The sequence below is a fragment of the Brachybacterium sp. JB7 genome, assembly GCF_003335205.1.
GTDB classification, from domain to species: Bacteria; Actinomycetota; Actinomycetes; order Actinomycetales; family Dermabacteraceae; genus Brachybacterium; species Brachybacterium alimentarium.
The window spans coordinates 19,357-30,241 of record NZ_QPGN01000027.1; the positions used below are offsets into that span (position 1 = coordinate 19,357).

9 protein-coding genes and 1 pseudogene are annotated in these 10,885 nt (G+C 69.9%); 4 read left to right on the top strand and 6 right to left on the bottom strand.

The window, feature by feature from the left end; genetic code table 11:
• Nucleotides 1-36: 36 nt before the first annotated feature.
• Complete coding sequence (locus CIK81_RS17005) at nucleotides 37-1,440, bottom strand: FAD-dependent oxidoreductase (RefSeq protein ID WP_114355950.1); 1,404 nt, start codon at nucleotides 1,438-1,440, stop codon at nucleotides 37-39.
• Between the two features lie 320 nt (nucleotides 1,441-1,760).
• Here CIK81_RS17005 and CIK81_RS17010 point away from each other — a divergent pair, with 320 nt between their 5' ends.
• Nucleotides 1,761-2,777 carry a sugar-binding transcriptional regulator gene (locus tag CIK81_RS17010; RefSeq protein WP_158542092.1) on the top strand — a complete coding sequence of 339 codons (1,017 nt, stop codon included), beginning with the start codon at nucleotides 1,761-1,763 and terminating at the stop codon, nucleotides 2,775-2,777.
• Here the strand turns inward: CIK81_RS17010 and CIK81_RS17015 are convergent.
• The 3 genes from CIK81_RS17015 to CIK81_RS17025 all read right to left on the bottom strand — a co-directional run bounded on the left by CIK81_RS17015 (nucleotide 2,767) and on the right by CIK81_RS17025 (nucleotide 5,934).
• Nucleotides 2,767-3,657 carry a carbohydrate ABC transporter permease gene (locus tag CIK81_RS17015; RefSeq protein ID WP_096197502.1) on the bottom strand — a complete coding sequence of 297 codons (891 nt, stop codon included), beginning with the start codon at nucleotides 3,655-3,657 and terminating at the stop codon, nucleotides 2,767-2,769. The two genes, CIK81_RS17010 and CIK81_RS17015, sit on opposite strands and share 11 nt — an antisense overlap.
• The gene (locus CIK81_RS17020) at nucleotides 3,654-4,556 is read right to left on the bottom strand and encodes a carbohydrate ABC transporter permease (protein ID WP_114355952.1); all 903 of its coding nucleotides are present in this window, start codon (nucleotides 4,554-4,556) and stop codon (nucleotides 3,654-3,656) included. Before CIK81_RS17020 ends, CIK81_RS17015 begins: the two co-directional genes overlap by 4 nt.
• A gap of 91 nt (nucleotides 4,557-4,647) precedes the next feature.
• On the bottom strand, nucleotides 4,648-5,934 hold the full coding sequence (locus CIK81_RS17025) for an ABC transporter substrate-binding protein (RefSeq protein ID WP_114355953.1): 1,287 nt from the start codon (nucleotides 5,932-5,934) through the stop codon (nucleotides 4,648-4,650).
• Between the two features lie 184 nt (nucleotides 5,935-6,118).
• Here CIK81_RS17025 and CIK81_RS17030 point away from each other — a divergent pair, with 184 nt between their 5' ends.
• Complete coding sequence (locus tag CIK81_RS17030) at nucleotides 6,119-7,666, top strand: DUF3375 domain-containing protein (protein ID WP_114306025.1); 1,548 nt, start codon at nucleotides 6,119-6,121, stop codon at nucleotides 7,664-7,666.
• Between the two features lie 24 nt (nucleotides 7,667-7,690).
• Here the strand turns inward: CIK81_RS17030 and CIK81_RS17035 are convergent, their stop codons facing one another.
• A complete protein-coding gene (locus tag CIK81_RS17035) occupies nucleotides 7,691-8,047 on the bottom strand; it encodes an MGMT family protein (RefSeq protein WP_158542095.1) in 357 nt (118 codons plus the stop codon).
• A gap of 250 nt (nucleotides 8,048-8,297) precedes the next feature.
• Between CIK81_RS17035 and CIK81_RS17040 the strand changes: the two genes are divergently transcribed.
• Entirely contained in the window at nucleotides 8,298-9,377 is a 1,080-nt protein-coding gene (locus CIK81_RS17040; RefSeq protein ID WP_096197505.1) for a YeeE/YedE family protein, read from the top strand.
• A 74-nt stretch (nucleotides 9,378-9,451) separates the two neighbouring features.
• Nucleotides 9,452-9,682, top strand: coding sequence for a sulfurtransferase TusA family protein (locus CIK81_RS17045; RefSeq protein ID WP_114355954.1), 231 nt, complete (start codon nucleotides 9,452-9,454; stop codon nucleotides 9,680-9,682).
• 105 nt (nucleotides 9,683-9,787) lie between these two features.
• On the opposite strand, the pseudogene CIK81_RS18270 reads toward CIK81_RS17045, so the two are convergent.
• A pseudogene (locus tag CIK81_RS18270) lies at nucleotides 9,788-10,885 on the bottom strand (hypothetical protein); the annotation flags it as partial.

Sequence of the window (10,885 nt, forward strand, 5' to 3'; positions counted from 1 at the left end):
ACGGGTGGGTGATGACGTGTGCTGGTCATGACGGATTCACGAGCGCGTGGTGATCAGCGGATCGGGCGTGCTCATGCGCTCGCCGAGATACGCACCGGACCGGAGGAGCCGCTCCTGCAGATCGGTGACGTCGATGTGGCGCGGGGCGCGACGGTCGGCGACGGCTCGGGCCGCGGCGATCCCGGCGGCTTCCCCGATGGCGAAGGCCGGCGGCATGACACGGATCGCTGCCAGGGCCTCATGACTGCCGGAGATGCAGCGGCCCGCCATGATCAGCCCATCCAGCTGTGCCGGGACCAGCGCTCGATACGGGATCTCGTAGACGTTCGCCGTCGGAGGGACGCCGTCGTCGAAGGGACCATTGATAGAGGTGGGACTGTGGATGTCGACCGGGTATCCGGCCACGGCAATGACGTCTTCGAAGGGGCGGCCCTCGGTGAGGTCCTCGAGGGTGATCGCGTACTCGCCGTCGATGCGACGGGTCTCGCGGACTCCGATGGTCCCGGCGGTATCGAGCAGTCGGCAGTTCTCCATGCCGGGCAGTTCGTGATGGAAGAACTCCATCAGCTGCACCACCTGCTGGCGAGCGACCACCTCCGCCATGGTGAGGTCGTGGACGTTCGTCCCGTCCACGCCGGTGACCCTGGTCGTGTTGACCCGCCACACTCCGGGTTCCAGAGTCTTGAACAGCTGCACGCCCCGACGAGGCAGCGAATAGGTGCCGGAGTCATGAGCCCGTTCGACGATGGATTCGAAGGGGAAGCGTTCTTCCGGGTGCTCTGCCTGGTAGCGGCTGACCGCCTCGTCATCGACGTCCCGGATGCGGAAGAACAGCGTCATCGGCTGCACCCCGCCGTCAGAGTCGCGGCCGTACTGGAACGAAGCACCGCCCCGCGCGGCGACGTCGCCGTCCCCGCTCGCGTCGATGGTCACGGCGGCCGGGACGTAGGACATGCCTCCCTTGTGGGCGACCACGATCCCGGTGACGGCCCCGTCCTCCACGACAGTGTCGACCACCATGGAGTGCAGCAGGAGTTCGACGCCGGCCTCGAGAGCCATCTCCATCGATACCCGCTTGGCGACCTCGGGATCGAACGGGGTGACGGCCTCATGACCGAAAGTCATGAATCCGGAATACGGGCTGCCCGACACTGTCTGTGAAGGATGGACGGCCCCGCCCAGAGACTCCATCCTGCGGACGAACTCGTCGAAGATCCCCCGGATCAGCTGCAACTTCCCATCCAGGGAGAACGACGTCATGCATGGTCCGACGAGTCCGCCGGTGAGGTTCCCGCCGAGGAATCCGTACTGCTCGACCAGTCGGACGGTCGCGCCGCTCCGGGCGGCCGCGATCGCGGCCGCGAGGCCCGCAGGGCCGCTGCCGACAACCACGACATCGGTGGCCTCTTCGAGGGTGATGCTCCGGGTGTACTTCCGCATGCTCGCGTGCCTTTCTCGACGGGTGCTCTGGTGCGCTCACCGCGATCGTGCAGAGGGTCTGCGGGGCGTGCAAGGGCGATGAACGGATGTTCGTGCACGAGATCGGGACCGCACGACACCACGTGCGTGTATGCGGCGGGATGAACGGATGCGCACCCCAGGATGCTGCTCTCCAGTGCGCCTGCCAGGGCCGTCGTGGGCAGTGGCGAGTCATCGCCCGACCACCCTGCAGGTGGCCGAGGCGCGAGCATTCGGTGAACGACGGTGCATCGAGGAGCGAAGGGCCGACGAGATCGGGGCATCTCTGGCATGATCCGGGCATGCGCAGCCCGGAGGAGCGTTCGGCCGCCGAGAGCCCGGAGGCGAGGACCGATGAGGACGGACGCGCCGTGCGCGCGGCGGTCGCCTACTACGTCGAGAAGAAGACGATGGACGCTGTGGCACGGGAGCTGGAGACCTCTCGCGCCACGGTCTCCCGCTTGCTGGCCAGTGCCCGCGAGGACGGCATCGTGGAGATCAAGGTGTTCCAGCCGGGCGCACGGGCCTCACGTCTCGCCGAGCGGCTGACGAGCAGTTACGGGGTGCGGCCTCTCGTCGTCCCCGTCGCCGAGGAGGCACCGGTCGAGGAGAAGCACGCCCGGACGGCGGAGGCCGCGGCCCGGCTCCTGCGCACCGTCGTGACCTCCGACGTGGTGCTCGCGGTGGCGTGGGGGACCATGGTGAACGCGATCAGCACCAGGCTGCGGCCCAAGGCCGTCACGAACTGCCGAGTGGTCCAGGTCAATGGCATGGGGAACGGCACGGCCGTCGGCGTGCACTACGCACACGGGATGATGGATCGGTTCGGGCACGCCTTCGGGGCCAATGTGCTGCAGCGACCGCTGCCGCTGTTCTTCGATACTCCAGGCCTCGCAGGCGCCCTGGGGAGGGATCGTCTGGTCCTGCAGACGACTCAGCTGATCCAGAACGCGGATGTCTTCCTGTTCAACGTCGGCACGGTCTCAGGCGGGCTGCCGAGCGCGCCACATCTGTATGGAAACTTCCTTGAGGACACCGACTTCCGCGTTCTGCAGGAGGACGGGGCCGTCGGCGACATCGCCACGTCCTTCTTCGACGGGGCTGGAGAATGCGCGCCCGTGCGCCTGAACGCACGCACCAGCGGGCCCGACCTCGAGGCGCTCCGGTCCATCCCGCGGCGGATCTGTGCGGTCTCGGGCATCCACAAGATCGGCGCCCTCCACGCGGCACTCCTCGGCGGGCACATCTCCGACCTGGTGATCGACGAGCAGACGGCGGATGCTCTGATCGACGCCTTCCCGGCGGGACTCAGCCCTTGACCGAGCCCTGCATAAGCCCGGCCAGGAAGTACTTGCTGAGCAGGATGTACACCACCAGCGTGGGCAGTGAGGCGAGCAGGGCGCCCGCCATCGAGATCCCGTAGTTGGTCAGCAGAGCGCCGTTGGCCAGGTTGTTCAGCGCCAACGTCACCGGGCCGTTGGCCGGTGAGGAGAAGAAGACGGCGAACAGGAAGTCGTTCCACGCATTGGTGAACTGCCAGATCAGCACCACCACGAAGCCCGGCACCGCGAGCGGCAGCCCGATGTGCCAGAAGGTGCGGAACATGCCCGCGCCGTCGACCTTCGCGGACTCGATGAGCTCGTGCGGGACTGACTCGAAGTAGTTGCGGAAGATCAGCGTGGTGATCGGGATGCCGAACACCACGTGCAGCAGGATCAGCGAGGGCACGCCGTTGGGGACGCCCGCCCACAGCAGCATCTGCATCAGCGGGATCATCACCGCCTGGTACGGCAGGAACATGCCGAACAGGATCAGCGTGAAGACGATGTCCGCTCCGGGGAAGCGCCAGCGCGAGAGCACGAAGCCGTTCATGCAGCCCAGCACCGCGGAGATGATCGTCGAGGGGATCACCATCTGCAGGCTGCGCAGGATCGACGGCGCGAGGGTGTCCCAGGCCTGCGTCCAGTTCTCGGTGGTCCAGGTGGTCGGCAGCGCCCAGGCCCGGGACGGCGTGGCGTCCCCGATGCCCTTGAAGCTGGTGATGACCAGGATGTAGACGGGGATCAGCACCACGACCACCCCGGCCAGGACCACGAGGTAGCGCAGCAGCCGGGCCCAGCGGAATCCGGTGCCGGGGCGCTGGGCGGAGGGGGTCGGCGCGGGGGCGGCGACGGACGTGGTGGAGGCGGAGGTGCTCATCGGGTGCGGCTCCGATGCTGCTGGACGAGATACGGGATGATCAGGAACGCGATGATGATCAGCAGGAAGGCGCCGACGGCCGCCGCGTTGGAGTAGTCGAAGCTCGACTTGAACACGAACATGTCCACCGCGGGGACCTTGGTCTGGTATGCCGACGGGGAGGAGATCGACATGATCAGGTCGAAGGACTTCAGCGACATGTGGGCGATGATCACCACCGCGCTCATCAGCACCGGGGTCAGCTGCGGGAAGATCACCAGGCGGTAGACCTGCCATTCGGAGGCGCCGTCCATGCGTGCGGCCTCGCGCAGCTCCTCGGGGACCCCGCGGAAGCCGGCCAGGAACAGGGCCATCACATAGCCGGAGAGCTGCCAGATCGCGGGCAGCGCGATCGCCGTGATCCCGAAGGTGACGTTGTTCCACCAGGGGTTCTGCAGGGAGTCCAGGCCGATCATCTGGAACAGCCGGTTCAGGCCGCTCGCGCTCTCGCCCTGGTTGGAGTTCAGCAGCCAGCGCCACACCACGCCGGAGGCGACGAAGCTGATGGCCATCGGGAACAGGTAGACGGTCTGGAAGGCGCGGCCGCCCACGATGGGGCGCTCCAGCAGCCAGGCCCAGACGAAGCCGACCACCAGGGCGCCCACCAGGAAGGTGACGGTGAACAGCACCAGGTTCACCAGCGAGTGGCGGAAGTCCTCGGTGGCGAGCAGGTCGAGGTAGTTGGACAGTCCCACGAAGACGACGGGCTTGCGGCCGGAGGCCTGCCCCGCCGTGTGGTTGTCGGTCATCGACGTCCAGAAGTTCGCACCCAGCAGGCCGTACACGAAGACACCGATGAGGAGGATCGACGGCAGGATCATCAAGAGCGGGGCGCCGTAGCGCCCGAGGAGGCCCTTCACATCCGCTCCTTGCTCCCGGCGCAGCCGGGACTCAGGACGCGAGCGCGCCGTGGCCGGTGCCGGGGCGCGCTCGCGTCGGGATGGTCAGTGATCAGGCCGAGGTGTTCGACTCGGCGATCGTGGCGAGCTCCTCCTGGTAGCCGGCCACATCGCTCGCGCCGGTGGTGAACTTGCTCGTGGCGTCCGAGATCTGGTTGAGCCAGGCGACCGGGGTCGCCGCGCCGTGGGCGAGCGAGGAGCAGATCGTGTCCGCCGCATAGGACTCGATGGCCGTCTGCTGATACGCGGGGAAGTCGGCGGTGTCGACGTCGGTGCGTGCAGGGATCGATCCCTTGGCCAGCGAGAAGGCGAGCTGACCCTCCTGCGAGCTGATCGTGTCCAGCCAGGCCTTGGCGCCGTCGGGGTTCGGGGCGCCGACGGGCAGGGTGAACGAGTCCGCCAGGAAGCCGAAGATCTTCTCGTCGCCCCCGGCGAGCGGGTAGTAGCCGAAGTCCTCGCCGTCGGTCCATTCCGCCTGCTGGAAGGAGGCCACCGCCCAGTCGCCCATGACGTTGTAGGCGGCCGTGCCGTCGATCTGCTGCTGGGTGGCGTCGGTCCAGTCCAGGCCGTCGCGATCGGAGTTGGTGAGCTCCATCAGTGCCGAGAAGTGCTCGAGCGCCGTGGTGACGTCCTTGCCGGACCAGTCCGTCCCGCCGTCCCACAGGCCGTTGTAGCCGGCGCTGCCGAGATCCGCCATGAGGATCGCCTCGAGCAGGTTGACCTGCGTCCAGGTGGTGCCGACGGACAATCCCGTCACGCCCGAGGCGGCGGCCTTCTCGACGTCGGCGATGAAGGCGTCCACATCGGCCGGGACGGCGGACGGGTCGATCCCGGCGGCCTCCAGCAGCGCGGTGTTCGTCCACACCACGTTCGAGCGGTGGATGTTCGAGGGCACCGAGTAGATCTCGTCCTCGACGGTCAGCAGCTGGACCAGATCATCGGGGAAGGCCTCCGTGAGCCCGTACTCCTCGTAGAGGGAAGAGACGTCCTCGAGCTGGCCGGCATCGATGTAGTCGGCGAGCTCGAGGCCCGCGTGCGCCTGGAAGGTGTCCGGCGGATCGCCCGCCTGCAGGCGGGACTGCAGCATGTCCTTGGCAGCGCTGCCGGCTCCGCCGGCGACCGAGCCGTTGACGAAGGTGAGGTCCGGATAGTCCTTCTCGAACTGCTCCATCAGGGCATCCAGGCCGGCCTTCTCGGAACCCTGGGCCCACCAGGTGAAGACCTCGACGTCCGACCCACCGCCGCCGTCGGACCCTGATCCGCCGCTGCTGCCGCAGGCGGCGAGACCGGTCGCGGCGAGGCCGGTGCCGGAGAGGAGGAGGAAGTTTCTGCGACGCATGGTGTTCTCCTTCGAACATGCCGATGACTGGGAGGATGCCTGCGCGTCAGTGCGACCGGCAGAGCCCCATCACCGTCCGACATTACCGGAGGAAATGTCCGGATCGGGGGCTCTGCAGGGCACAGCTCGGCAACGAACGGTGCCGGCCCACCCCGCCCGGCCTGCGCCGGTAGACTCCCTCCTCGTGACCACGACCGAGCCGAACCGGTGGACCGACCGCCGCAGCGACGCCGTCTCCGCGCGCAAGGAGACGTACGAGCAGCTGCGTCGGGCCAGCACCTGGCGCCTGCTCGCCGCGACCAAGGCGCCCGCCGTCCTCGCGATCCTGCAGTCCGTGTTCCCCGGCGGCGACCGTCGGCTGCCGCGCAGCGAGCTCATCGCCCGCGTGGGGGCGCACCTGTCGCTGCTGCACGACGACGAGTCCGTCTCCGAGGCCCGCGAGGGCGACGAGGCCGACGGCGAGGCGGCACCCGCCGGAGGCCGCACTGCGGCCGAGTACGTGGACGGCTGGGTGCGCGAGGGATACCTGACCCGACGCGATGATCCGCAGCGCACCGAGACCACCTTCGAACCGTCCCCGGCCACGATCGACGCGATCCAGTTCATCGCCTCGCTCGAGGAGCACCGGCCCACCACCACCGAGTCGCGCCTGACCCTCGTGGTCCAGCAGTTCGAGCGCCTCGCCGAGGAGACGGAGGCGGACCGCGACGTGCGCCTGGCCGATCTCCAGCGGCGCCGCGAGCGGATCGAGGCCGAGATCCGGGAGCTGTCCGAGGGCGAGCTGCTGCTGCCCAGCCCCGAGGCCTCGACCGACCGCCTGCGCGACATCCTCCAGATCGCCTCGGAGCTCTCCGGCGACTTCCTCCAGTACCGCGAGGACCTGCGCGCCGTGGACCTCCACCTGCGCGAGCAGATCCTCTCCCCGGAGACCTCGCGCGGCGAGATCCTCGAGCAGCTGCTCGCCGGCGACGACCTGCTGGGGCAGTCCACCGTGGGCCGCACCTTCACCGCGTTCTTCCGGATGCTCAACGATCCGGCGCAGACCCGCGCCACCCAGGAGGTGGTGGACCGACTGCTCGAGCGCGACTTCGCTCGCACCCTGCAGCGCAGCGAGCGGGAGCGCCTGGCCAACGTGTTCAGCGACCTCTACGAGCCCGCGCAGGAGGTGCTGGACGTCAAGACGGAGCTGTATCGCTCGCTCGCCCGCTTCGTGCGCTCCCAGGACTTCCGCCAGCACCGTGTGCTGCTCGAGGCGCTGCAGGAGGCGCAGGGACTGGCCCTGTCCCAGAAGGACGAGGTCACCACGCGCACCCCGTTCCCGATGGAGCTGGACCTCTCGCGCGTGCAGCTGTCGTCGGTGGCGCAGCACCGGTTGAAGGACCCCACCGATCCCGGGGCGCCCGCCGAGGCCGAGGTGCACGACGCCACGGCGCTGAGCATCGAGGTGCTGCAGGATCTGGTGCGCACCAATGACATCGACATCGTGGGTCTCACCGGCCATGTGAACGAGGTGCGCGGCCTCAGCGGCCAGGCCTCGATCGGCGACGTGCTGCGCGCCCGGCCCGCCGAGCAGGGGCTGGCCAGCGTGATCGGGCTGATGTTCCTGGCCACGAACTACGCGCAGGAGCGCGAAGGGTCCACCGAGATCGTCGGCTGGCAGGAGCTGGACGGCAACCAGTACGCCGCGAAGGTGCCCTCGTTCTACTTCCTGGACGACGTCCCGGTCGAATGACCGGGCGGCGCAGAACGTGGTGAGTCAGTGCTCCTCGGCGCCGGTGGTCTCCTCCTCGAGATCGGCACAGGCCCGCTCCGTCGCGGCGGCGAGGGCCTCCAGGTCCGCTCCGAAGTCCGCCATCCGGCAGCCGCGCCCGTTGGGCTTGACGGTGATGCCCTCCGATTCCCAGTGGGGTAGTGCGCGGGTCAGCAGGGGGTGGTCGCCTGCAGCGTTGGTGACACGCCACCACGGCACCCCCGAGCCCCAGGTGCGCATGATGCGGCCGACGAGCCGCGGGCCGACGCCCACGATCGCTCCCACCTCGCCATAGGCCGCGACCCGGCCAGGCGGGATCGCCTCGACCACGCGCAGCACCCGCTCGACGGTGACGTCGTCCATGCGGGCGCGAGGGCGCGGCTGATCCGGCTGATCCGGCGGATTCGGGAACATGGGCCAAGTCTGGCACTGGGACACGAGCGAGTCGCCCCGGTCGCCCGTCTCCGCCCCGCCTCCCGTCATATCGAGCGCGCTGACTCCCGACTCCTCACCGACTCCTCGCTGGCCGCGCATCGACTCCGCAGCGCGGACAGTTGGTCATGAACCGTGACATGGGTTTCGCTTATGCCATCCCTTAGCTACCGTTGGGCGGATGATTCTCACCGGCCTCCTCATCGGCGCTGCGCTCGGCTACGTGCTGCAGCGCTCCCGCTTCTGCGTCACCGGCGCCTTCCGCGACATCTACCTCTCCCGCTCCACCCGCTACTTCACCCCGTTCCTGCTGGCGATCGCCATCCAGGCCGTCGGGGTCGCCGCGCTCACCAGCGCGGGCGTGCTCTCTCCCGAGGCCGCGTCCTTCGCACCGCTGGCCGTGATCGGCGGCGGGTTGATCTTCGGCGTGGGCATCATCCTCGCCGGGGGCTGCGCCACCGGTACGTACTACCGGGCCGGCGAGGGCCTGATCGGCTCATGGGTGGCGCTGATCTTCTACGCCCTGTTCGCCGCGGTCATGAAGTTCGGCCCGCTGGGAGGCTTCACGGAGGCCGCCCGCGCACGCACCGTCGGCTCCGCCACGATCCAGGAGACCCTCGGCGTGAGCGTCTGGGTGCCGACGGTCGTCTTCGCCGGGCTCGTCGCCGCGCTCGTGGTGTGGCAGGTGCGCCGCAACGCCGCGCGCTCGGCGGGCCGGTCCGCCGTCTCCCTGCCGGCGCGTCGCACTGGGATCGGTCACTACCTCGCCGACATCCCCTGGAGCCCGTGGGTGGGCGGTGTGCTGCTGGGCCTGATCGCGATCCTCGCCTGGGTGGCGTCCACCGCCGCCGGCCGCAACGGCGGCCTCGGCATCACCACGCCGTCGGCCAAGATCGTCACCTTCCTGTCCACCGGCGACGTGACCCTCGTGGACTGGTCCGTGATGCTCGTGCTCGGCATCCTGGTCGGGTCGTTCATCGCCGCGAAGCTCGCCGGTGAGTTCCGCTGGCGCGTGCCGGACGCATCGACCATCCTGCGCAGCGCGGGAGGCGGCGTCGCGATGGGTGTCGGTGCGGCGCTGGCCGGCGGCTGCACCATCGGCAACTCCCTCGTGGAGACGAGCCTGTTCAGCTACCAGGGCTGGGTGTCGCTGATCGCGATCATCCTCGGCACCTGGGGCGCTGCCTGGTTCCTGCTGGTGCGCCCGCAGCGGGCCGCCGCCTCGAACCGTCCCGCCCCGGTGCTCACCCCCGCGGCCTGACCCGCGCCCCGAGTATCGAGCCCGTCGAACTTCCCGATCCCACGACTACTGCCACTTCTCTCCAGGAGGACCCCATGGCCGCTTACACCCTCGAGACCAACGGCGCCGTCTGCCCCTTCCCGCTGATCGACGCGAAGAACGCGATGGAGCAGCTGAGCACCGGCGATGACCTGATCATCGGATTCGACTGCACGCAGGCGACGGACTCGCTGCCGCAGTGGGCCGCTGAGGCGGGCCACGACGTGGTCGCCTTCGACCGCGCGGGCGAGGCCGGCTGGACGATCACCGTCCGCAAGGGCGCCTGACGCGTCGCGGACTCACGCCTCACACGCGACTCACGCCTCACACGCACTGCGGGCCGGGAACCTCGGAAGGTTCCCGGCCCGCGGTATGTGGAGCAGTGGGGGAGGTCAGCCGCGGAGGTCCGGGCCGTCCTCGTCCTGGCGCTCGCCGTCGTCCAGATGCTCGCCCTCGACTCCCTGGCTGCCGGCGTGACGGCCCCGCTGCGGATTCTCCCCGCGGGGGTCACGGAACTCCGGGGCGTTCGGCGGGACATTCCCGTCGGCGTCCTCGAAGCGAGGCTCCGTCTGACCGCCGTCGTCCGGGGTGAGGGGCCGGCCCTCGTGCGGCTGTCGGGAATCGTCCGGGTTCACGGTCCGGATGTGCTCGTCGTAGCCGTCCTGCTGGAACTCGGCCGGCTCCGCCCCGTACTGACCCGCCCCGTAGGGCGAGGGCTGTCCGGGCTGCTCGCCGAAGCGTGCGGCCTCGGCGTCTCTCGCGCGAGGTGGGCTGCGCCCACGGCTCCGGCTCCGGCTCCGGTCTCCGGCTCCGGCGCCGGCGCCGGCCGCCGGGCTGCCGGCATGGGCACCGGTCGCGGGCACACCGGCATCGGTCGGCGCAGAGCGCTGCACCGGACGATCGGCCTGCTGTGCGGGGGGCACTGCCGCGCGCGGCCCTCGACGCTCCCGCGCTCCCGCGGTCTCGCCGCGGCCCTGGGCGCTGGCCGCGTCGTCGTTCGCGGGGACGCGATCGCGGAGGGTCTCCTCATCCAGGGGCTCCCCCTGACGGGGGCCGTCGCCGGCAGGAGCCTGCTCGGCGCGGCGGTCCCGGCCGATCGACTCCTCGCGCGGGGATGCGGCTGCGGCCCCGGCGCCGGCGGCACCGACTCCCGCAGCTCCGGCAGCGTCGGCACCGGGATGGCCTGAGCGGTCACGCTCGATCGGCTCGCCGCGGTCCTCGCGGGGAGCGAGCGGTTCCTGTGCACCGCGGCCCTCGCGGCCCTCGCGGCCCTCGCGGGACGCGGCGGCATCGCGGGTCTCGCGGGTCTCGCGGGTGTCGTGAGTTCCGCGGCCGTATGCGTCTCGATCCCCCGCACCGGGGGCAGCGGCAGCGCCGGCGCCGGCCGCGCCGGCTCCGCCGACAGCTCCGGCACCGGCGTCGCGGTGATCGGGGGAGCGGAGCGCATCCTCGGCGTGCTCCGGGGCATGCCGCTCAGGGGCCGCCCCACG

What these genes read in the sequence shown, in the direction of transcription:
- CIK81_RS17005 (WP_114355950.1), bottom strand. Translation starts at nt 1,440, where the DNA reads ATGCGGAAGTACACCCGGAGCATCACCCTCGAAGAGGCCACCGATGTC.
- CIK81_RS17010 (WP_158542092.1), top strand. Translation starts at nt 1,761, where the DNA reads ATGCGCAGCCCGGAGGAGCGTTCGGCCGCCGAGAGCCCGGAGGCGAGG.
- CIK81_RS17015 (WP_096197502.1), bottom strand. Translation starts at nt 3,657, where the DNA reads ATGAGCACCTCCGCCTCCACCACGTCCGTCGCCGCCCCCGCGCCGACC.
- CIK81_RS17025 (WP_114355953.1), bottom strand. Translation starts at nt 5,934, where the DNA reads ATGCGTCGCAGAAACTTCCTCCTCCTCTCCGGCACCGGCCTCGCCGCG.
- CIK81_RS17035 (WP_158542095.1), bottom strand. Translation starts at nt 8,047, where the DNA reads ATGGACGACGTCACCGTCGAGCGGGTGCTGCGCGTGGTCGAGGCGATC.
- CIK81_RS17040 (WP_096197505.1), top strand. Translation starts at nt 8,298, where the DNA reads ATGATTCTCACCGGCCTCCTCATCGGCGCTGCGCTCGGCTACGTGCTG.
- CIK81_RS17045 (WP_114355954.1), top strand. Translation starts at nt 9,452, where the DNA reads ATGGCCGCTTACACCCTCGAGACCAACGGCGCCGTCTGCCCCTTCCCG.